General features: G+C 47.9%; 20 protein-coding genes. 16 read left to right on the plus strand and 4 right to left on the minus strand.

All coding sequences use genetic code 11. The annotated features are described in order from the left end of the window. Window positions 1–76 precede the first annotated feature (76 nt). A complete protein-coding gene (locus F4V51_RS12835) occupies window positions 77–1,801 on the minus strand; it encodes a cellulase family glycosylhydrolase (RefSeq protein WP_153978251.1) in 1,725 nt (574 codons plus the stop codon). 448 nt (window positions 1,802–2,249) lie between these two features. On the opposite strand from F4V51_RS12835, the gene F4V51_RS12840 reads away from it, so the two are divergent. The 6 genes from F4V51_RS12840 (at window position 2,250) to F4V51_RS12865 (ending at window position 10,574) form a co-directional block, all read left to right on the plus strand. Next, complete coding sequence (locus F4V51_RS12840) at window positions 2,250–4,052, plus strand: sensor histidine kinase (protein WP_153978252.1); 1,803 nt, start codon at window positions 2,250–2,252, stop codon at window positions 4,050–4,052. 18 nt (window positions 4,053–4,070) lie between these two features. Then, on the plus strand, window positions 4,071–4,832 hold the full coding sequence (locus F4V51_RS12845) for a response regulator transcription factor (protein ID WP_153978253.1): 762 nt from the start codon (window positions 4,071–4,073) through the stop codon (window positions 4,830–4,832). Window positions 4,833–4,985: 153 nt separating this feature from the next. Further along, window positions 4,986–6,299, plus strand: coding sequence for an ABC transporter substrate-binding protein (locus F4V51_RS12850; protein ID WP_321573818.1), 1,314 nt, complete (start codon window positions 4,986–4,988; stop codon window positions 6,297–6,299). A gap of 264 nt (window positions 6,300–6,563) precedes the next feature. Next, window positions 6,564–7,445 (plus strand): carbohydrate ABC transporter permease, encoded by an 882-nt coding sequence (locus F4V51_RS12855; protein WP_153978254.1) that lies wholly within the window; start codon window positions 6,564–6,566, stop codon window positions 7,443–7,445. Between the two features lie 22 nt (window positions 7,446–7,467). Then, complete coding sequence (locus F4V51_RS12860) at window positions 7,468–8,313, plus strand: carbohydrate ABC transporter permease (protein WP_153978255.1); 846 nt, start codon at window positions 7,468–7,470, stop codon at window positions 8,311–8,313. A gap of 5 nt (window positions 8,314–8,318) precedes the next feature. Next, a complete protein-coding gene (locus F4V51_RS12865) occupies window positions 8,319–10,574 on the plus strand; it encodes an FAD-dependent oxidoreductase (protein ID WP_153978256.1) in 2,256 nt (751 codons plus the stop codon). 236 nt (window positions 10,575–10,810) lie between these two features. On the opposite strand, the gene F4V51_RS12870 is transcribed toward F4V51_RS12865, so the two are convergent. Continuing rightward, entirely contained in the window at window positions 10,811–11,401 is a 591-nt protein-coding gene (locus F4V51_RS12870) for a biotin transporter BioY (RefSeq protein ID WP_153978257.1), read from the minus strand. A 113-nt stretch (window positions 11,402–11,514) separates the two neighbouring features. Between F4V51_RS12870 and F4V51_RS12875 the strand changes: the two genes are divergently transcribed. The 7 genes from F4V51_RS12875 to F4V51_RS12905 all read left to right on the plus strand — a co-directional run bounded on the left by F4V51_RS12875 (window position 11,515) and on the right by F4V51_RS12905 (window position 16,530). After that, a complete protein-coding gene (locus F4V51_RS12875) occupies window positions 11,515–12,360 on the plus strand; it encodes an energy-coupling factor ABC transporter ATP-binding protein (protein ID WP_153978258.1) in 846 nt (281 codons plus the stop codon). Continuing rightward, on the plus strand, window positions 12,357–14,087 hold the full coding sequence (locus tag F4V51_RS12880) for an ATP-binding cassette domain-containing protein (RefSeq protein WP_153978259.1): 1,731 nt from the start codon (window positions 12,357–12,359) through the stop codon (window positions 14,085–14,087). The genes F4V51_RS12875 and F4V51_RS12880 overlap by 4 nt, the downstream gene beginning before the upstream one ends. 143 nt (window positions 14,088–14,230) lie before the next feature. After that, a complete protein-coding gene (locus F4V51_RS12885) occupies window positions 14,231–14,524 on the plus strand; it encodes a hypothetical protein (RefSeq protein ID WP_153978260.1) in 294 nt (97 codons plus the stop codon). 182 nt (window positions 14,525–14,706) lie between these two features. Further along, window positions 14,707–15,282: a GNAT family N-acetyltransferase gene (locus F4V51_RS12890; protein WP_153978261.1), complete on the plus strand. Its 576-nt coding sequence runs from the start codon at window positions 14,707–14,709 to the stop codon at window positions 15,280–15,282. Then, on the plus strand, window positions 15,279–15,629 hold the full coding sequence (locus F4V51_RS12895; RefSeq protein ID WP_153978262.1) for a VOC family protein: 351 nt from the start codon (window positions 15,279–15,281) through the stop codon (window positions 15,627–15,629). Before F4V51_RS12890 ends, F4V51_RS12895 begins: the two co-directional genes overlap by 4 nt. A 40-nt stretch (window positions 15,630–15,669) precedes the next feature. Beyond that, window positions 15,670–16,221 (plus strand): hypothetical protein, encoded by a 552-nt coding sequence (locus tag F4V51_RS12900; protein WP_153978263.1) that lies wholly within the window; start codon window positions 15,670–15,672, stop codon window positions 16,219–16,221. A 27-nt stretch (window positions 16,222–16,248) separates the two neighbouring features. Then, entirely contained in the window at window positions 16,249–16,530 is a 282-nt protein-coding gene (locus tag F4V51_RS12905) for a hypothetical protein (protein ID WP_153978264.1), read from the plus strand. 57 nt (window positions 16,531–16,587) lie between these two features. Here F4V51_RS12905 and F4V51_RS12910 read toward each other — a convergent pair whose 3' ends face one another. Together F4V51_RS12910 and F4V51_RS12915 are read right to left on the minus strand one after the other, a co-directional pair. Next, the gene (locus F4V51_RS12910) at window positions 16,588–18,135 is read right to left on the minus strand and encodes a sensor histidine kinase (RefSeq protein WP_153978265.1); all 1,548 of its coding nucleotides are present in this window, start codon (window positions 18,133–18,135) and stop codon (window positions 16,588–16,590) included. Next, entirely contained in the window at window positions 18,135–18,818 is a 684-nt protein-coding gene (locus tag F4V51_RS12915; RefSeq protein WP_153978266.1) for a response regulator transcription factor, read from the minus strand. The genes F4V51_RS12910 and F4V51_RS12915 overlap by 1 nt, the downstream gene beginning before the upstream one ends. Window positions 18,819–19,014: 196 nt before the next feature. Between F4V51_RS12915 and F4V51_RS12920 the strand changes: the two genes are divergently transcribed. The 3 genes from F4V51_RS12920 to F4V51_RS12930 are packed head-to-tail and all read left to right on the plus strand — an operon-like array spanning window position 19,015 to window position 22,727. Further along, window positions 19,015–21,264: a glycosyltransferase family 39 protein gene (locus F4V51_RS12920; protein WP_415752987.1), complete on the plus strand. Its 2,250-nt coding sequence runs from the start codon at window positions 19,015–19,017 to the stop codon at window positions 21,262–21,264. A gap of 46 nt (window positions 21,265–21,310) precedes the next feature. Next, window positions 21,311–22,297 (plus strand): glycosyltransferase family 2 protein, encoded by a 987-nt coding sequence (locus F4V51_RS12925; RefSeq protein WP_153978267.1) that lies wholly within the window; start codon window positions 21,311–21,313, stop codon window positions 22,295–22,297. Next, the gene (locus F4V51_RS12930) at window positions 22,290–22,727 is read left to right on the plus strand and encodes a GtrA family protein (protein ID WP_153978268.1); all 438 of its coding nucleotides are present in this window, start codon (window positions 22,290–22,292) and stop codon (window positions 22,725–22,727) included. Before F4V51_RS12925 ends, F4V51_RS12930 begins: the two co-directional genes overlap by 8 nt.

Raw genomic sequence — 22,727 nt, forward strand, 5'->3', positions numbered from 1 at the left:
ACGTTATTCGGACTTTGGTCAAAACAAAAACGTTCTGCCAGAGCCTTGCTCTGAACAGAACGTTCGCATGTGTGAATTAAGACGTTTGACCAACGACACTCGTGCCGTTCTTCGTAATTTTGTAGGTGAGCACCTCGCCACTCCAGAAGTGGAACTTGAGAATAACCTCACCATCATTCGTTTCGTTGAAGAAGTTTGGTTTCAATTCAATGATATTACGGCTATAATCCGGGCTAAAGGTGTAAGAGAACTCCTTGAAGGATGTCCAGTTTTGCGGACCTGCGTTACCTCCGGTGGCATAAGTCGCTTCCATCGTGGCCAGCTGGTTTCCGTTAAATGTGGTTGGAATTGCAAAAGAATCGGTAGTTCCTGTAACATCGCTCAGCACAGGTGTATCATACGTAATGATATTCAGGTGCCAGTCGGCGCCTTTATTGAATTTCGCTGTAAGCTTCGCATTGACACCAAGATTGCCGGAAGCGGTCAGTTTGCTTAACAGACTGGATTTAAGGGTCAGCACGTCATCCTTAATCGTGTAATCCTTGCCTTTAGACAGTTTCTTGTTACCGTTAGCGAGAGACTTGAAGGTGTTTCCATTCAGATTCAATCGGATCGTTTGATCTTGAACGGCCGCTCCTTTTTTGAGATGGACCAGATCGGATTCGGCTGTGGACGAACGACCTTTCCAGCTCGCTTTCATCGTGTTATAGAGATCAGGGTCAGACCAAGTATAGTTTGTACGACTGAAATGCTGCCCGTTATCCCACAGCATGGTGGTCATCTTCTTTTGACGCAGATACTGTCCCACGAATTCGAAGAATTTCAGCTTCTCACCCTGTTCGATGACACCCGTATGCTGATCGAAGCCCAGCAAGCCATATTCACCAACAATAACAGGAATGCCTTTGGCTACAAAAGCGTTGTATACACGATCGAATGTATCGGTGATGTCTTTTTGTACCTCTTCATTAAACTTGGTAAAACCAGCGATGTTCACACTAAATGGCCAGAAGCCATAATAGTGAACTGTAGCAATAATGTTAGGATCATTTAATTTCGTGATCGTCTCATTTAATGCATCCAGATCAGCTTGTGCGGATGAGGTATGCATCGTCGGGAGTACGAGTGGACGTGTCTTGTTGTTTCCGCCAGAAGACCTTACAATTTGATGAAAAGAAGTATTAAGCTCATCGAGCATACGGTACCCGACTGCGGCATCCGTTGTTCCACCTTCTGTGAAACGGGGCTCGTTAATACTTTCGAACATCAGCTTGGAAGGAGCATTTTTGAATTGGTTCGCAATCTGGGTCCATACGGAATTATAGCGTGCCATCACAGGGTCATGATCCTTCTCCATGTAACTGACCCATCGCCAGGAATCATGGTGAATATTAAGCATGACATAGAGATTGGCATCGAGTGCCCAGTCCACAACTTCCTGTACACGGTTCATATACGCGGGATCAATGGTGTAGTTGGGTGCGTCGCCGATGTGGGCTTCCCAGGTCACAGGAATGCGAATGCTCTTATAACCTTGCTTCGCAATCTGCTTGATCAGTTCCTTGGTAATCCGCGGGTTACCCCAGGCCGTCTCATCTTCGCCCACAGCGTCGAGCGAATTACCCAGATTCCAGCCTGGTTCCATGGCGCTGACGTAGGACTGGATTTTGGTTGGCGCAGCAGGTTTACTAGGTTTACCTTTGTGATCAGGAGCTGCAGAGGCCATGGCAGAAGAGAACAGAGACAGAATCAGTGCGGTGACCAGTGTGAGGGATAGAACATGTTTACGATTTTTCTTCATTAACAGTGTCTCCTTCATTCTTGGAATAGTTGAACTGATGAATTAGGCTTGCTCAGATGGAGAAAAGCTCAGTTATAAAACAGTCCAGACAGGATTTACAAAGGAAGGATCACCTCCAGAATTTGTATTGAAAGCGTTTTCGTAGATGTTAATATAACATAGAATAGAAGAAGCGAATACCCTCATAATTGGAACAGAAATCAGTTGTAAATTAGCGATCCGTTTCACGATAATAGGATGATTAAACTTTTCGTATATGAAAGCATGAGTTTTCGAAGAGAAGTGGGCATTAATGTGTAGATATGTTCTATGCAATGAGAAATATGTTTCTATGACTGGAGTGCAGCCTTCTTTAAAATGAAGATATCGTTAGCAAAATCAGCCACCAGCTGCATGAACAGGGTGATATAATAAGTTCACCAGAGGGCAGCAAAAGGAGTCGGTTCATATGCGGAAGTGGCTGGGATGGATGATCCCCCACAAGCTCAAATACCGTTTGTTTGCAGGGTTCGCGCTTGTCATTCTGCTTCCATTCAGCATTCTCAATCTGTACAATTACGAAAAAATTGAATCGCTCGTGCAGCAGAAGATCAGTGAACAGAGTCACGAACAGCTGGATAACCTCCACCAGTCGCTGGAAGATCAGCTCAGTATCGCTTTCAAAACCTTGATCTTCCTGGAACAGGATTCCGAGGTTCGCCGTATTCTGCAAAACCCTGGCGAGCACAACGTCCTGGATAACAAGGAGCGTATGGAGGACAAATTCAAGGGTTTGAATAACAGCTTTTTTCTCTACAATCCATCCGTTTATTTTACACTGCTCGATGAAGACGGGAATATCTACACCTCATATCAGCCCAAGGTCCCGCTAGATTATGAAACTGTTGCCTCGGATCGTTCCTTTTTGGCCCTTCAGGACAGCGGAACCTCATATGTGTGGACATCGAATGATGAGAATTACGTATCTCGTGATGTGACCAGGAGCCCAACCCTGTTATCCTTGTACGCCAAACTGCGTGACCGGAATAACAATACATACGGACTGGCAAGAATCAGCATTGATTTCTCTTACTGGTTTCAGTCTGTATTGCAGAAGTCCGAGAGTGACCAGCTCTACTTTATCATGACGCGCCAGGGTGAAGTGATTGCTCGTTCCAACTCCGAATCTAAGCTGTCCGGTGAAGTTATTCGGGAGGTTTCCCGAGAGCCGAGTAATGGATACTGGACTGACAAATCCAGTGAGTCACTCATTAACTATAGTTATCTGCCTTCACTGGACTGGTATATGATAAACCGCATTCCCTTACAATTGTTGTTTGGTGAGATTGAAAGCCTCAAGAAGCATTATTTCGCAACGTTTTATGCCATTACGGCTCTTTTTATTGCTATTGCTTTCATGATTGCTTATACATTTACAAGGCCATTGTCCCGTCTACAGGTCAAGATGAAAGAAGCGGTTGGCAAGGATCTCCGCATTCGGCTGCCAGAGGAGAATCACAAGGGAGAGGTGCTGGATCTTACACGGACCTTCAATACGATGATGGTAGACATGAACCGACTGGTTCAACAGCTTCGTGCCGAAGAAAGGCAGAAGGATGCCGTGCATTTTCAGATGCTTCTGGCTCAGATGAATCCACATTTTCTGCTGAATACGCTCAATACACTGAAATGGATTGGACTGCGGAACGGGAATGAAGAAACGGTGGAAATATGCCTATCACTCGGTAAACTGCTGGAAACCAGTCTTAATTCAGATGTGGATCTCATTCTCCTTCGCGATGAAATGGATCTGACGCGAGCTTTTCTGTATATCCAGCAAGTCAGATATGGAAATGTGTTTGACATAGAGTTCAGTTATGACGAAGAGCTGCTGTATGCCCTGGTTCCCAAGCTCAGTCTGCAGCCCTTGATTGACAATGCGATTCGCCACGGGATTGGCAATATGACAGAGGGAGGGCGGATCCAGATCCGGATGTTTAGAAATGCAGCTGTGCCTGATCGGTTGACGCTGGAGGTTGAGGATAACGGGGTAGGGATGGATCATTCGAAGAATAACAGGGAGCAGGGTCGTCAGAGACCGAGTATTGGGCTGCAGAATATCAGGGAGCGACTAAGACTTCTGTTCAAGGACAAAGGTGAGCTCGAGGTGATCTCGTTGGAACAAGGCACATTGTGCCGGATTCATCTGCCTGTTTTGTTGTCCGAACCATATGCGAACCAAAACCTGGACAACAAGAATGACGAGGATTAACGGAATGGAGGGACTACGATGTGGAAAGTATTACTGGTGGAAGATGAGACATTCGTCCGGGAGTCCGTGAAGGAGATCATTCGTTGGGAGGACATGGGGTTCACGCTAGCAGGAGAAGCAAGCAATGGATTGGAAGCGTTACCAATGATTAAGCAGGATCCTCCGGATCTTGTTCTGTGTGACATTGTCATGCCGCAGATGGACGGATTAATGCTACTTCAGGAAACAAGGAAGGCTGGCATCCAATCCAAATTTGTCATGCTGACATGTATGGGTGATTTTGAATCCATGCGGCAGGCGATGGAATACGGAGCTTCCAATTACATTCTGAAGTTGTCGATGAGTGTGAAGGACTTGCGGGAGACCCTTGTTAAGGTGAGCAAGGAATTATCGAATAACGGGGTGCAAGTGCAACCAGAACGCGCCATTCGTCCTGCGTCCACAGCGACCAAGGAGAAAATCACACATCCGGAAGTGAATAAGATCATCCAATACATTGAACAGCATTATGATCAGGATATTACACTGAAGTTCCTCGCACGTTATGTCATGATGGGGGAAAACTATGTGAGTGCCCTGTTTAAAAAGAAGACCGGGGAGACGCTGATTCATTATTTGCATCGAACACGCATTAACAAAGCGATCGAATACCTGACGGATACCGATTGGCCTGTGAACCAGATTGGCCACCAGGTCGGTTTTATGAACGATAATTATTTTATCAAAATCTTCAAACGTATGACGGGTACAACCCCGAGTCAGTATCGTCATCAGAAATAGAACAAAATGACTTGATTGAGGGATGATAACGGTTTCAAATGTGTATTTCTGTTCCATGGCAATCATGATTCTGTTACTTACGACCATTCTCACTCATTTGCTATCCTTAAGTTGCAAACTTCAATCCAGAATTTACGAGGGGGTCGTCTCTTGGTGAGAAAAAAAGGCTTGGTAGCACGAATGGTATCACTTGTCCTTGTTGTGGGCATGATCGCAGGTTGTTCCAATGATTCAGGTTCCAATGCTCAGACCAGTGCGTCTGGCAATTCGGGTGATACAGTCAAATTGAAAATGTGGGGAGGCGTGCCGCCTGAAGCGGGGCCGCAGACAGTCATCGATGTGTGGAACAAGGAGCATCCCGAAACACAGATTGAATATGTGCGTTATGTGAATGATGACGAAGGCAATCTTAAATTGGATACCGCCATCATGACAGGTCAGGATGTGGATTTATTTGTGAACTATACGATTTCCCATACGGCCAAGAGGGTCGCATCCGGTGCTGCGGCTGATCTGAGTTCCTTCACCGACTACAACATCGACGAGAAAATGGGTCCTGATGCGGAGGGCTGGAAAATTGACGGAAAGTATTATGGTGTCCCTACTACGAAGAGCACTTACTTCGTGGCACTTAACAAGGAAGCACTCGATGCGGCCAATCTGCCTGTTCCGAAGGACTGGACCTGGGATGAGATGAGAGAATATGCGAAAAAGCTAAAAAAGGATAGTGGACATGGGTTCATTCAAAACACTGAACCGTTCGTTGATTCGATGGATTCCGTCCTGTCACAGGAAGGGTACACCAAGGCAGACGGAACATCCAACCTGGATCATCCCATGGTGAGAAAGTGGTTGGAAACCCTGAATGCCATGATGGCTGAGGATAAGACAACGCCGCCGCTTGGTGAGCAGCTGACGTCGAAAATGCCTGTGGAGCAGATGTTTCTGAGCGGGGAAGTCCCTATGCTTAACATTGGCGCATGGCTTCTCCGCAGCTCGAACAATTTTACCGATTACCCGCGGGATTTCACCATCGCCTTTGCACCGGTACCACGCTTGTCTGAAGATAAGGAAGGTTATGTTATGCGTGGTGGACTGGGAGATTACATCTCCATTAATGCCAAGTCGAAACATCAGGAGGCAGCCTGGGAATTTCTGAAGTGGTATGCGGATGGTGGCATGGCCCCAATGGCTGAGGGAGGACGATTCCCGGCTTCCAAGGATGCAGATCAGGATAAGGCGCTGGAGAGCATGCTTGGGGATAAAAAAGATACGTATGATCTGGAGTCACTCATGTATGTCATGTTTGATTATCAAACGCCAACCTATGTCCGAACTGTGCCTCAGGAAGTGATGGATTTGCGAGCGCAGGAGTACGAAAAGTATTTTCTGGGCGTACAGGATCTGGATACAACGATCTCCGCAATGGTCTCCAGACATAATGATTATCTCAAGACGGCCAAATAAAAAAAAGCAACATTATTTTTTGCAACAAAAGGGTTGATATATGGAGACTGCCCCAGATTTATGGTGGCAGTCTCTTTGTCTTGACAGCAGATGGATAGGCATTCGCAGCATAGAACAAATTGATGTTTTTGAAGGATTGGACCGCCTGTGGCAAAGCATTATTTGCATCATTCTGTTTTATGAACAAGGTGGATTTGTTACTTATGGGAACATTGCCGGGTTGGTAGACTTGGGTTATCCCTGGAAGAAACGAGGCGAAAAACAATGCATAACAACTGGATGAAAAGACAACGCATGCTGGGATATATTTTTGTCGGTCCAAACATGCTGGGCGTTCTGCTTTTTTTCCTGATCCCGGCCATCTACTCTTTTGGTCTCATGTTCACGGATTACAAATTTATGAACCCGGATATGACGTTTATAGGTTTGGACAATATCAAGCGACTGATGAAAGATCCACTGTTCTTTCTATCCTTGCGTAATACCCTGATATTTTTGCTCGCTGTGCCTGTCTCAATCGTGCTTGGTTTTATAGTAGCCGTTATCCTGAATCAAAAGATCTATCTGAAAAAGCTGCTGCGCGGGTTGTATTTTATGCCTTATATTACGAGCGGAGTGGCCGTGGCATTTGTCTGGATGCTGCTGTTTCAGCCAAATCAGGGCCCGATCAACGGTTTCTTGCGCAGTATTGGCGTAGATAACCCGCCGGGATGGCTTTCCACGACAACCTCTTCCATGTACGCCATCGATATCATCTGGATCTGGTTTATGCTGGGCTACAATATGATCATTTACCTTGCTGCTTTACAGGAAGTGTCATCAGAGCTGCTGGAAGCAGCCAAGATCGATGGAGCCAGACCGCTTCAGATTTTGCGCAGAATCATATGGCCTCTGGTCAGTCCGACCACATTTCTGCTGCTGATTACCGGACTGATCATGGCCATCAAAACGTTCGGAATTATCCAGGCCACGACGCAGGGGGGACCTGGTAATAGTACAACCATCCTGTCTCTGTATGTATACCAGAATGCGTTCCGTTATTACGATATGGGATACGCCGCTACGGTCTCCTGGGCACTGTTCGCCATTATTCTGCTGATTACTGTTCTTCAGTGGGTAGGGCAAAAACGCTGGGTCCATTATTAAATGATGAGGGGAGACCGAAGAAATGGAAATCAAAAAACGCCTATCCATCCTGCAACCAAGCAGTTTGTTCATCACCATAATCATGTTGGCGCTGGCTGTAGTCATGATTATTCCTTTTCTATGGATGATCAGCACCTCGCTGAAGACACCTGCTGAAGTATTTAAGTATCCGATTGAATGGATTCCATCCAATCTGACCTGGGAGCATCATCAAAAGGTATGGTCCGGCGCCAAAAGCTTCGGAACGTATTATTTGAATTCACTCAAGATATCCATCATCGGCATGGTAGGGGCGACATTTCTTTCCGCTTTTGCCGCATACGGATTCGCCCGGATTGATTTCAAAGGTCGAAATACGCTGTTTCTGCTCTATCTGTCGATGATGATGATTCCGCCGCAAGTACTTTTCGTTCCGAAGTTCATCATGTTTGAGTGGGCGGGAATCTATAATACACATCTGGCATTGATTCTGCCTGGTTTGTTCACGATTTTCGGCGTGTTCATGCTGCGTCAATTCTTCCTGTCCATTCCGAATGAAATATCGGAGTCAGCCTTTATTGATGGGGCGGGACACTTCCGCATATTCTTTCGTCTGATTCTTCCGCTTGCCAAGCCGGCGCTTGCGACACTGGCCATTATAGACTTTTCCTGGCAGTGGAACGACTATGAGAATGCACTTGTGTTTCTGATCGACGAGAATCTGTACACGGTACCTCTGGGATTGCAAAATTTCATATTGGAAAATACGGTGGATTATAATGGCATGATGGCTGCTGCTTCAGCGGGGATTATTCCCATGATCATTGTATTTGCTATAGGGCAGCGTTACATCATTCAGGGGTTGACCAACTCTGCCGTGAAAGGGTGATGAACATGAAAACGGAACAGATTACCAGTGACATAACGATTGTCGGGGCAGGGCTCTCGGGCATCTGTGCTGCCATCGCAGCCGCGAGACTGGGAAGTACGGTGTCCCTAATTAATAACCGGCCGGTGCTTGGCGGTAATTCAAGCAGTGAAGTAAGAGTGTGGGTTTGCGGAGCAACAGCACACGGAACGAATCGGTATGCCCGGGAGACGGGCATCATGGGCGAGCTGTTTCTGGAGAATCAGTACCGCAATCCGGAAGGCAATCCCTATTTATGGGACCTGGTTCTTATGGAAGCCGTTCGAGCAGAAGAGCGGATCAGCCTGTTTCTGAATACGGATGTACACGAGGTGGAAGCAGAAGGAACGGAGGAAGACCGCCAGATTCGATCGGTGACGGGGTGGATGATGGGATCGGAACGACGCATTCGCTTTGAAAGTCCGGTTTTTCTTGATTGTTCAGGAGACGGCTTAGTCGGATTTCTGGCAGGAGCTCGCTATCGTCTGGGCCGGGAGGCGGCACATGAATATGGAGAAGAGTGGGCGCCTGAGACGGCTGATCAGATAACGCTGGGAAGTACGCTGCTATTTTACACACAGGATGCCGGTAGACCTGTTCGTTTCGTGCCTCCGTCCTTTGCCAAAAACATTGAGGAAACGCCCATTCCAATCAAACGTGTCATTCGCAGTGGTGATTCGGGCTGTCACTATTGGTGGATCGAATGGGGTGGGGAGCTGGACACGGTTCACGAGAATGAACGGATTCGGGATGAGCTCTGGTCGGTCATTTATGGCATTTGGGATTATATTAAAAATTCAGGGCAGTTTGATGCAGAAACGATGACACTGGAGTGGGTGGGTTCCATTCCGGGGAAAAGGGAATATAGACGTTTTGTGGGAGATTATGTACTCAACCAAAATGATATTCTTGCTCAGGAGCCATTTGCCGACCGGATTGCATTTGGCGGCTGGTCCATTGATCTGCATCCACCGCAGGGCATGTACGCCGAAGCCAGCGGTTCCAAGCATATGCATGCCGACGGCATCTATCATATTCCTTATCGTTCACTGTACTCAGCGAATGTGTCGAACCTGCTCTTTGCGGGAAGAAATGTAAGTGCTTCACATGTGGCCTTCGGTACGACAAGAGTTATGGCTACCTGTGCAGTGATGGGTGAAGCAGCAGGAACGGCTGCTGCGCTCTGTGCAGCGAAAGGGGTATCGCCACAATTGATCCATAACCAGCATCTGGAGGAATTGCAGCAGACCCTGCTGCGACAGGATGCATCGGTCATCGGATTGCGAAATGAAGACAGGCAGGACCTTGCTCCAAAGGCTGTAGTCACTGCTTCAACAACGAGTAAGACCATTGCTATTGATCAACCGGCAGCGTCCTATCGTTTGGAGAGAGATATCGGAATTCTTTTTCCCGTTGATCCTTCGCTTCAGGGGATGGAGTTACTGATATCGGCAGAGGAAGACACAGAGCTGCAAGTAGAACTCTGGGATACAGGGCGGGAAGAGAACTACGTTCCAGCAAAACAGATTACCCAAGCGACCATTCGTGTAGCTAAGGGTGAAGAGCAATGGGTTCATGTCAGCATCCAATGGGAGCCTGCCCATTCGCAGAATGCATTTGTTGTTATCAAGCAGAATGACAGAATTAGACTCTATCAATCCAGTCAGCAAGTAACGGGTGTGTTGGCCTTTGAGAAGGGTGCTGCCCCGCACGCGGTCGCTTCCCTTGAGGATCACGATGAGTCTCAGCCCGTTGTTGCCTGGAGCATGAAGGCGCTGAACCGCAAGCCATTTTGTTTTAAAATGACAGGAACGACGGATGCCTATCTGCCGGAAAAAGTAATCGATGGCTATAAACGCCCTTATGGCGGTCCTCATTCCTGGATGTCTCTTCCTCTGAATGAGAACGAGAACGGGGAAGCCTGGGTGGAGCTGGAATGGGAGCATGGGGTGTCCATCCGTGAGATTCTTCTGACGTGGAATGATGATGTGAATGAAGATCTCATTAATTTGCATCATCACCGGACTCCGTTCGAGATCATTCCGGAGCTCGTAAAAGCGTACCGGATCGAGGCAGAGGTGGAAGGCAAATGGGTTCTGGTAGAATCCGTTAAGGACAATCGCAGGCGTACGAACCGTATTGCGTTGAAGCACTTTGTGCCAACAAGGAATTTACGAATCATTATTGAGGAGACAAATGGGGCTTCCTGTGCCGAGCTGATTGAAGTCCGTGTATATTCCTAAAAAAGGCAGCGCCGTTGGCGCTGCCCTTTCATTTTATATTGGTCTTGAATTGAATGGGTTTAAGCAGATTCGCTAACTGGTCGTTAGAACTGGGGAGCAAGAATCACCTTCATGATTCAATTCATTAGCTACGTTCCTGATTGAATTCAAAAAGTCGTGTCCTGCGCGGATGTAAGTACCTACATGCACGAAGAAAATACTTTTTAACTTGAACAACTTTTTATATTATGTGTTCCTTAGGATTCAGCCTTCACAATGGTCGAATTCAGATTACCTGTCAGTCGCTGCGGTGGAAATACCATACGAACTGGCGCGATAATGATCGCAGCAAAGATTGCTTTGATCAGATCTCCGATAATGTAAGGATAGAAACCTTGAATCATCGCTTCCGGAAGAGACATTTTATAGGCATAAGCCAGCCAAGGTACGCCCGAAACATAGATCAGCAGCGATCCGAACAGTTCAAACACGACAAATGCCAGTACATAACCGCCGATTCCTCTCAGCTTGATTCGAGCCAGCAGCAATCCAATGAGCAGGGCGGCGAAAGGCCACATGATGACGTATCCGCCGGTAGGACCGAGGAGTACGGCGAGGCCGCCGGCCCCGTGCAGAAGCGGAAAACCCAGAGCAGTCAAAATAACGACCAGAGCAATACTCAGAAAACCGTATAACGGGCCAAGTAAACCTCCTGCAAGCATGACGGCAAGCGTCTGCAGCGTAATAGGGACGGGTGAGAAACCGATGGGAATACTTATGTAACCAAAAAGAACAAGTATAGCTGCCATGAGTGCACTGAATACAATACCCCGCAAAGATAACTTCATGATTGAACAATCCTTTCGATTTTGGTAATCTTATTGTTAACCAAAACAGGAAACGGTGGTTAACGATTTGGATCGTACCACAAAAGAAGCAAAAGGGAAAGGACCAAATTTCGATGCAGGACGTTATACCTTTAATTAAACTGGAACAAGCACGGGTTCATTATGCGGCCGAATCCGGCCAAGTTCGCAAAGCGGTCGATGGTGTTTCCCTGAACGTAAATCCCGGGGAATGGATTAGTATTGTGGGAGCCAATGGCAGCGGGAAAAGTACACTGGCCGCAGTGCTGATCGGCTTCACACAACTATCAGGCGGAACAAGACAGGCCGCTCCTGAGCTTGCCGTTCGCGGAGTGCTTCAGCAGCCTGATGCGCAGGTGCTTGGAGATACGATTGAGGAAGAATTTCATTTCAGTCTATCGCCGTTCGTTGATTCCGTAGAGGAACAATTACGGCGTAGAGAAGACGCTTTACATATGGTTGGCCTTCCATATTCCCCGGACACAGCTATATCTCGTCTGTCTGGCGGCCAAAAGCAGCTGCTCAATATTGCGGTAGCCTTGGCCTCGAAGCCTGATGTTCTCGTTCTGGATGAACCTACAGCCATGCTGGATCCGGGAGCGAGAGAGCGGATTGAATCCATTGTGGAATCTGTCGTCCGGCAAGGAACTGCAGTTGTCTGGATTACACATCACTTGGAAGAAGCGACTTTAAGCAATCGAATTATGGCTATGGAACAAGGACAATGTATATATGATGGGGTACCATCATCATTTTTCTATGGAAGTACGGTCGGGACTCCCCCGGCAACCATGGCTGATGGACGTACACCCTGTGAGCAACTGAGACTGGACCCACCCTTTACAGTAAAAACAGCTCTCCTTCTCAAACAGCAAGGTTATCTGGATCATAACGCCACACCACTCCGTCCAGAACAACTGGTGAAGGAGGTCGCCCGATGAATATTGGACTGGATCACTTAACCGTAGAAGCACCTGAATCCGGAACGAGGGCACTTTTGCAGGACCTTTCCATCCAGTTTAACAGCGGTGAAATAACCCTGTTATTAGGCTGCACAGGATCGGGTAAAACCACTTTATTACAGACCATAGCAGGTCTCAAACCACCAAGTGCTGGTCACATTGCATTGAACGGTGAACCCTTCTGGCAAAATGGCAAGGTACCTCGGTCTATTTTGCTGCAGATGGGATTGGTGTTCCAGTTTCCCGAGCAGCAGCTGTTTGCCCGAAGCATTCAAAGGGAATTCTCGTACTCGCTTCGCCCGTACCCACTATCAGATGAACAAAAGAAACGCCAGATGACCAAGTCGCTTATCCAATGGGATCCGCCAACGGATCCAGATGAGATGAAGCAGCGCTTCAATCCGGATCGATCTCCTTTTGCGCTTAGCGGGGGTGAACGAAGAAGACTCGGCCTCGCACTCGGGACGGCCACGAAGCCTGAGTGGCTGCTGCTTGATGAACCGAGCGCCGGATTGGAAGCGCAGAGCGTTTTGCTTCTGCTTGATGTGCTTAAACGGCACCGGGAGGCAGGTAAGGGAGCCATTGTGGCCACGCACGACCTCGATACATTTTTGCCAATTGCGGATCGTGTTCTTTTGCTGCGAGAAGGGCAGTTGATTGCGGATCTTACACCGAGAGAACTTCATATGCAGCCTGAGCTGCTGGAGGAGGCGGAGATCGGGTTGCCGCCTTCCATGCGACTTGCCCAGCAGTTCAGAGCAGCTGGTATGGAATTGCCCACGGCATTAACGCCAGAGGAGATGGCTGCAAGTATTGCTCAGTCCTCATTTACTGCGTCGGATAAGCTTCACCAGCAGGTGAGGCAGACAAGTGTGCAAGAGACAAGTGAAGCGAGCCAGCAAGAGTCGGCAAGAATGGAGCGTACCATTGAAGCTCAAGAGGCGGTTCCACCCAATGACCTCTACCGTAACATGGACCCGCGTCTGAAATGGCTGCTGTATATTCTGCTCGTAACGGCAGCAATGCTGCAGCACCGCTGGATTGGGTTATCCCTCACACTGGTACCAGTCGTTTTGGCGCTAAGTATATTGCCCCGTCAGACTCTAGCAGGCTGCGTGAAGTTAATGAAGCCCTTATTGCTGTTCTTCATCATATCTACAGCGTTATCCGGGACCACGCTTAATACAGAGGCAGGGAGTCTACGCTTCGGTTTTTCCTTGCTACAGGCGGAGGCAACACTCCTGAATGTGTATCGTTTGTTTATCGTTACTTTGGCGAGTCTCTGGTTTTCGCTAACCACGCCGTATGGCCGAATGGTAGAAGGGCTAAACTGGGTGCTGGGCATAGGTAAAAAAATCAGGCTGCCTGTTGCTTCGTTTGCACTTGCCGTTTCATTGATCTTCCGGTTTATCCCGATGATCTGGAGCGAGTGGCAGCGCTTCTCCCTAATTGTTCGATCACGTGGTAAAGCTGCCCTGAAACCCAATACGGTTCGGGTCCGGGACATCGGACCAATGGTTATCCCCTTATTCATGTCGTTATTGCAGCGAGCCGAAGATATGACGATTGCTATGGAGATGCGGAAAGTGCGGGAAAATCCCATGCTTGGCGTACGTTCTACCCTGTTGGTATGGTCCAAAAGGGATACGATCATCTGCTGTATTGGACTTATTGTATTTGTTTTGTTTATATCGATACGTAAGTGATGACGAGAGAGCAAAGCGCAGATTTATTCTATGAATCAAGGCATGAAACGCAGTGTTTTCCAGGGATGATGCATAAATGGTAAGCTTTTCGCTCAAAATAGACGTGCTTTGGATACCTCAAGGCGGATATGGAGGGACGAACGATGAAGGACAAATTTTTGCACGAAGAACGGCGCGAATATACCGATCTGTCAACGGTGGAGTCGCAGCGGAATGATCTCGCACTGGAGGAGTTTCCGGAAGGACCTTACGGCTCATCGTTACTGTCAGAATCACTTGGAAAAAGTACGCCGTGGCGAGTGGATCAGCGATCCGCACATCGGTTTGACTATGAGAACCATGAGCTTCATGAAGGGGAAGTACGGGATTATCCAGGTCAGGATGTCTTCGACGAATCGGTCCCTGATCGCGTGACGAAGCCCCAATATTCCGAATAATCAGAGCGGTTCATCGTATACAATAATAAATCACAGTCTCCTGGCAGTATGATCTGCTTGGGGACTGTTTGGCGTTCATTTCAGTGAAAAAGAATCTACCACTCATTCCACAATTTGGGTTATCATAGGTTTAGTTCAACAGATGGTGAGTACAAGAACGGACGGGAAATGGGGATGAAGAAATGAGAGAGATTGACTATAGTCAGTACTTTTGGCAGGACGAACAGATTAGGCTGCGTGCTCTGCGCGAGGAAGATTGGGAAGCACATTATTATAATCGGTTTGATACACCTGCTCGACGTCTGCTCGAATGCGCAGTGGAACTGCCGCCGACGTCTGCCGAGGCCAAACATTTTACAGAAAGCTTCTCCAATTTCTCCAGTACACATGGACGCATCATGTTCTCCATTGAGGATTGGCATGGAGAGTACCTTGGGGGCGCTAACATAAACAGTATAGATGAGCGGAACGGCACATTTAGCATTGGGATTCAAGTGGATCGTGATCATCGGGGCAAAGGGGTTGGAACGCGAGCCGTTCGCATTCTGCTGAAGTATGCCTTTTTCGAGAGAAGACTGAATAAATTCAATGATAGTGTCCTTGAAGGGAACGAGCCTTCAGCTGCTATGATGAGAAAGCTGGGTTGCGTTCAGGAAGGCGTACGGCGCAAGGTTATCTATACGAACGGCAGGTACCATGACATGATCCTTTTCGGATTAACCAAGGACGAGTTCATGGAGAAGGAGGGAATGGTATGAGCCCGATATTAAATCAGATCGGTACCGTGTTTATTCCCGTCCGTGACATTGAGCGCGCACGAGATTGGTATTGTGACATCTTGGGTTTACCAGCGGATGGCGAGATCCTGTTTGGCCACTTATATATCATTCCAATGAACGGAACACGCATTGTACTGGACAGCAAAATTTATGCCGAAGAGCATACGTTCAAAACGCCTGCATTCCATTTTGATACGGAAAATATTGAGGAAGCCTATGCGTTTATGCAATCCAAGGATGTTCATATAACGACACCCATTGAGCATGATCATTGGTTTAACTTTCAGGATCTGGATGGAAACCTGTTAATGGTGTGCAAGTGTTAGCTCGTGAAATGAATAGAAGGCAAGGTGTAAAAGGGGTAGCATGAAGAAAATAATCTGGATAACCACCACCAGCCTGCTTGTGCTGATGATTGTAGGTCTCAGCCTTTTCTGGAATCGGATCTTCGGGTATCCAACCTTGGACCAGGCTGTCCAATCCAACTGGAAGACACCGGTGAAGATTGTGAATGTGGATCTGGAGAATCAGTTGGTTCTTTATCTGGACGAAACACAGTATGTATTCGCAGCCTATGAGCAGAAGCGTGGGAGATTTCATATAAATGCGGACAGCGAGTCGGGTTGGACGGCCAGTTCAGATCATGGTCCTGCGTTCCTCGTTGTGGCGGAGCCCAAAAACAATAGTGGGAATTTCATGTGGGGTGCCTTATATTCCGACATCTCCATTGCCAAGTTCCAAATTAAATATATCAATGGAGAGACCCACGATGTAAAAGCAATAAATAATACATTTATCATAAAAATGCCAGTAGCCTATCAAAACGAATCGGAGCTTAGCCTCATGGAGACGTTCGACAATATCCATGCCATTGATGCCAATCATCAGGTGATCCAGTCATGGAAACCGGAGAGTTAGAGTGGGATAGGGATGGTGGGAGATTAGATGACACTTAGTAAGAAACGATCAAGAAGGATACTCATCAATGAAGAGACATTCCGGTGGGGAATTTCACCTGATAGTGGCTATATGGTTTTCGTTGCAGAGCATGAATTTATTCAGGGACGAAAACTTGAAGTATACGTCGATAATATGACAATGAAGATTATACAACCTAGACATGTAAGGCGTTTCATTGTGCAAGCAATCGAAGCTGGTTGGGAATATAAGTTGGCCGGAAAGCCGACTGTGTTTGACTTGAAAAATGATCGGATAATCGTAAGATAATTCAAAGAAATAACCCTTTCACAGTCCCTAAAGAGCTGGAAAGGGTTATTGGTCATGCTAATGATCGAAATTTGCCTCAGATAAGTCAGACAAAGGCAATAAAATGGTAAAGGTTGTTCCGCTGCCTAACTTGCTGTTCACCGCAATACTTCCGCCATGCGCTTCCACAATGGAATGTGTAATGGCCAGACCAAGGCCGGCGCCGCCTTCCTTTCTGGAACGGGAAGAGCTGGTCCGGTAAAAGCGTTCAAAAATATGGGGAAGATGTTCCGGTTCAATCCCGGTGCCGTTGTCTTGTACGGTCAGTTCGGCCTTGTTATGAACAGCATATAGCGCCACAGTAATGGAACCGGATTCCGGGTGCGTATGCTGCACCGCATTGTGGAACAAATTGAGAATCACCTGCTTCAGCTTGTGCGGCTCAGCCATTATGGATAACCCGGCAGTCAGGTCGAAGTGTACATGGCGTTCCCGTGCCATCATGTTTAGCTGGGGCTGCATCTCCATCAGCAAATGATCCAGTTGAACAATCTCCTGCTCTTGCTTCGGAGCTTGATCTAGCTTGGTTAGCATAAGCAAATCTTCAACCAGTTTGTTAATTCGAACAGACTCCCCATACATGCTGTCCAGTGCCCTGTACAGTTGTTCATGATTGGACGCTGCGCCCCGCTGGAGAACTTCAATGAATCCGTGGATGGACGTCAATGGAGTCCGCAGTTCATGGGAAGCATCGGACAGGAAACGCTGCATCTGTTCCTTCGATTCACGTTCCGCTTCAAATGATTGCTCGAGTCTTTCGAGCATGCCGTTGAACGACTGCGCGAGCTGATCCACTTCCTGTTGACCCTGGGTGGCGGGAAGACGTTCTGCCAAGCTGCCAGCATCGATCCGCTGGACGGTATCGACCATACTGGATAGCGGAATCAGTGTGCGGCGGAGCGTTTTGGTATAGAGAATGAGACCCGCCACCATCGCCAGAATGGATAACATGATGAAGATGAGCAGCTGTTTAACCATGAGATCTCTTATCGGTTTCGTGGGGGTACCCATCTGAACCATGGTGAAATCCCGATTGCGCGGACCGGGCGAGGCAAAAACGATTAATTGCTCACTGCCTGTACGATCCGTCACGATCTGGTATGGAGCATGTCGTTTGTCCAATAATTGGTCCGTGATTGTTTTGTATTCAGCGGCAGTGAGTTGGGGAGCTGCCAGACCGTCTTCTTTACCGAAGATATCCTCGAATGTGCCATTTTGATCGAATAGGGCAAGTGAACGATCGGGAATGTAGAGCATCCTGTTACCCGACACGCGTGCATCCGTGCCTGCCTGTCCGGCAAATGGGTTGTTGAATGACTCATTCCGCGAGGATAAGCCGAGCCAGACAGGAGGCATGGACATCATCTGCTCTTCCATCGTTTTCGCCTGATTGCGATACAGAAAGCTCTCCATAATCCAGAACTGAAAAATGCCAATTAACAAAAATAAGGCTGCAAGAATAAACAGAGAACGTGCGAGCAGCTGAGAACGGAGCGAACGGGGCCAGATCAACCGCTGCAATTGTCCCAGAAGAGATTTGGTGGTTGGCTTCTTCGTATGACTCATCAGAGATCCACTCGATATCCAACACCTCGAAGAGTGCGAATGAGTTTGTGCTCTTTATCCCCAAGTTTGTCACGCAGTGATCGTATATAGACCTCGACAATATTTTCTTCTCCGCCAAAATCATACCCCCACACACGACTAAGAATGGTCGCCTTGCTTAGCACGATACCGTGGTTCAGCACAATGAACTTCAATAATTCATATTCGGTAGGGGACAACTCAAGAATCTGATCATGATAGGTAATCTCCTTGCGCTGATCGTCGATTCGGAAAGGACCATGTGTTACGGCCCCAATGAGCAATGGAAACTGATTACGCAGTCTTGCCTGAATCCGGGCGAGCAGCTCATCGAAGGCAAAGGGCTTGATCATATAATCATCAGCACCAAGCCACAGACCTTTAACACGGTTCTCGACTTCGTCCTTTGCTGTGAGCATGATGACTCCCATCTGGGCTCCAGTCTTGCGCAGACGTTCAACCACCTCGAATCCATCCATTTCCGGCATCATGACGTCCAATATGGCCATATGCGGACGGAACTCAAGTGCGAGTTCTAGCGCTGCAGCGCCATCCGGAGCCGTGCGTACATCGAAGCCCTCATTACTCAATCCAAGCTCCAAAAATTGCAAAATATGTGGTTCATCATCCGCCAAAAGGATTTTTATCCCTGTACTTAACTTCATAAGCGGGCATGCCTCCCTGTTAAATCCATCTATTGAATGCCTCAAAAAGCTGAGGGCTTTATGTTGTATTATCGCTTGCCAAGCTGAAAATTAGCTGAAAGGATTGGAACTTATCCTCAGTTAACATTCAGCGGGGACTCATCCCATTTTTATTTTGGCATGTCACAATACAATCATGAAGAAAGAGAAGGAGTGATTGACATTGAAACATGCCAAACGAAGGATTGATCTGGTCCTTCTGCCGATTGTCATATTGGCGGCAATTTTGAATGGATACGGGATTTGGAACGATCAATATGCCAATTCCTACTATACGACCGCCGTAGGGAGCATGCTGAGAAATTTCCACAATTTCTTCTATGCATCCCTTGATTCAGCTGGCTCCGTAACGGTAGATAAACCACCCGTCGTGTTTTGGATTCAGACGGCTTTTGCCTATGTTTTCGGATTGCATGGTTGGAGTGTTATTTTGCCGCAAGTGTTAGCGGGAATCGGTTCGGTACTGATCATTTATTTCATGGTTAAACCAACCTTTGGACTTGCTGCGGCACGTATTGCTGCTCTGGCCATGGCTACGGTTCCGGTTGTGGCGGCCGTAAGCCGTACCAACAATATTGACAGCATGCTGGTGTTTACACTTTTGCTCGGTTCCTGGTTTTTGTTCAATGGCACCAAGCAGGGCAGTCCGTGGCGGATTCTCGTAGCATTTGGCCTTATTGGACTGGCTTTTAACATGAAAATGCTTCAGGCCTACATGATTCTTCCGGCATTTTATATCTTCTATCTGCTTGCATTCCAGGCGAAATGGAGAAAGAAGATCCTTCTGCTTATTGGCAGTACCGCCGTACTGGCAGTGGTTTCCCTATCCTGGGCAGTGACAGTCGATTCTATACCGGAGAGTCAGCGGCCTTACATAGGAAGCAGCGAAACCAATTCGGTGCTGGAGCTTGCTTTTGGCTATAACGGTCTATCCCGTCTTACAGGTCAGCAGAACAGAACACCTGGCGCAGGCATGCCTAATATGGCAGATGATAGAAACCGTGACGATGCTTCAGCAGCAGCCTCGGATTCTGATTCATCAGACAACTCCGTTGCTGCAGGCAACCCATCCAGCGACGATTCAACGCGTGAGATGGGCCCAATGAACGGAATGAATTTCCCGCAAGGCGGTCAGATGCCGAATGGTGCTGAAATGCCAAACGGAAGAAATTTCGGCGGCAATGGTGGCGGAATGGGTGGCATGTTCGGCACAGGGGAGAAGGGTGTGCTTCGATTGTTCCAGACTGAGCTGTCCGGGCAGGCAAGTTGGCTTCTGCCAACGGTACTGCTGGGATGCGTTGCACTCTTTGCGGGGCTCAGACGGAGAAATATTACGATGAAACATAAGGAAGCTGCGTTTTGGCTGATCTGGTTGCTTCCGGTTGCAGCATTCTTCAGTGTGGCTGGTTTCTTCCACCAATATTATCTGATCATGCTCGCCCCGCCAATTGCAGCTTTGACCGGAGCCGGATTTGTAGCCATGTGGCAGGCTTATCGAGAGCGTAACGGCTGGCAAGCCTGGCTGCTTCCTCTTGCCGTTCTGCTTACGACGATCTTCGGCTGGTATATCATGCAGGTCTATGATGACACCATCGGTGCAGGCTGGTCGATCAGCGAACTCATTGCAGGTATTGCGATCACGCTCATCTTAATCGTTATGCTCCATCGTTCACACCAATGGAAGCAGGGAATTATCGTGGCAGGGTTTATGGTTATGCTTATTGGTCCAGTCTATTGGGCATTCACGCCAATTACCTACGGCGGTAACAGCATGATTCCTGCAGCAGGTCCTCCGGGTTCGAATGGAATGTTCGGCGGCATGGGCATGGCTATGGGAGGCAGACAAGGTGATCGAGATAGCGCGATGACTCCACCTAATACTGCAAGTAATACGGATCCAGCCTTACCTGGTGCTTCTGGCAGCGGAGATGCTGATGATAATTCAAGTACAGGAACACCTCCGGAATTTGGTGGAAACATGTTTGGCGGTGGTGGCATAGGAGCGGCTGGCGGACCAGGCGGAGCCGGAAACAGAAACGAAGGAGTAGATACAACAACACTGAATTATCTCAGAGAAAATAACACAGGAGAGACCTATCTTTTTGCAACGACAGATTATAACCAGGCAGCCCCATACATCATTGATGAGAACGAGGCTGTCATTACACTTGGAGGCTTCTCCGGTTCTGATCCGGTGTATACCACCGAGGAACTGGAAGAGCTCGTGAGGAGCGGACAAGTGAAATACTTCATGGTTGGCGGCATGGGCGGCCGAGGAGGCAATTCGGATATCAGCAGTTGGATCATGGAACATGGTACCGAAATTCCGACGTCAGAGTGGATGACAGGTACGGATAGCGGAGCTGGCTTCGGCGGACAGAGCACCCTATACGAAGTGAAGTTATAGAGATGGTCAAGTGGAACAACCGAAATTGAAAAGGGAGGGAACGAATATGGCCCAAAAGTGCCGTTACAGCATCATTATTCCGATGTACAACGAAGAGGCAGTCATTGAAGAAACCTATCGACGTGTGAAAAAGGTAATGGGCAGTACGGGAGAAACTTATGAACTGCTGTTTGTCAACGACGGTAGTGTCGACCGAAGTGCGCAGATGATCCGTGACTATGCACGTTGGGATGAAAGTGTAAAATTAATTGATTTTGCACGCAACTTCGGTCACCAGATCGCGATTACCGCAGGGATGGATTATGCAGCAGGTGATGCAGTAGTCATTATTGATGCGGACCTTCAGGACCCTCCCGAACTGATACTGGACATGATTGCCAAATGGAAAGAGGGCTATGATGTAGTGTATGCCCGCCGGACCAGACGAAGCGGGGAGACCCGCTTCAAGAAATGGTCTGCAAGCATGTTTTACCGCATACTCCGGGCATCAACCGATACGGATATTCCGGTGGATACAGGAGATTTTCGCTTAATCGATCGCAAAGTGTGCGATGAGATGAAACGTCTACCGGAAAAAAATCGATTCGTCCGTGGTTTGGTCAGTTGGGTTGGATTCAGACAAACAGCGATCGAATATGAACGGGATGAGCGTCTGGCAGGTGAGACCAAATATCCCCTGAAACGCATGCTGAAGCTGAGCCTGGATGGTATTACTTCCTTCTCGTATAAACCGCTCAAGCTTGCGGGTTACTTGGGAGCTATCCTCTCCTTAGGCGGATTCATCTACATGCTCAGCGTGATCATTTCTGCGATTTTTACCGATTCAACGATCAAAGGCTGGCCATCCATCGTCAGCATCATGCTGATATTTAATGGATTTATTCTCATTATGCTGGGCATTCTTGGGGAATACATTGGCCGCATCTATGATGAAACTAAGGCGAGACCCTTATACATTGTGCGTGACGTGTATCAATCGGAGAGTCAGACCGCACAAGTGCGGATGACAGGCAGAGTTGCTCACCATGATTAATCGATTGGCCACATTGATCAAATTCGGGATCGTGGGTGTGATGAATACGGCGGTGGATGCATTGGTGTTTACCATGCTTGCCGCCCTGGGTACACCCGCGCTGATTGCCCAGGTCATTTCCTATAGCTGCGGCGTATTGAACAGTTATTGGTGGAACGGGCGATGGACGTTCAGGGATGCACGAAGACAAGGTCCTAATAATGAATTGCTGCGTTTTGTAATTACTAATTTGATCGTTCTCGCCTTGTCATCGCTGATCCTGTTACTTTCCAACCACATACTTGGCTGGAACCTGGTCATAAGCAAAGCAGCAGCAACCCTCTTGGGCATGATCCTGAACTATATCGCCAGTCGATATTGGGTTTTCCGTGCTGTGTCCGCGACAGCGGCCTATCCGAGTACAGATGCGAACGAAAGGAGTGTTTCATGA

The organism is Paenibacillus xylanilyticus (assembly GCF_009664365.1).
Classification (GTDB): domain Bacteria; phylum Bacillota; class Bacilli; order Paenibacillales; family Paenibacillaceae; genus Paenibacillus; species Paenibacillus xylanilyticus_A.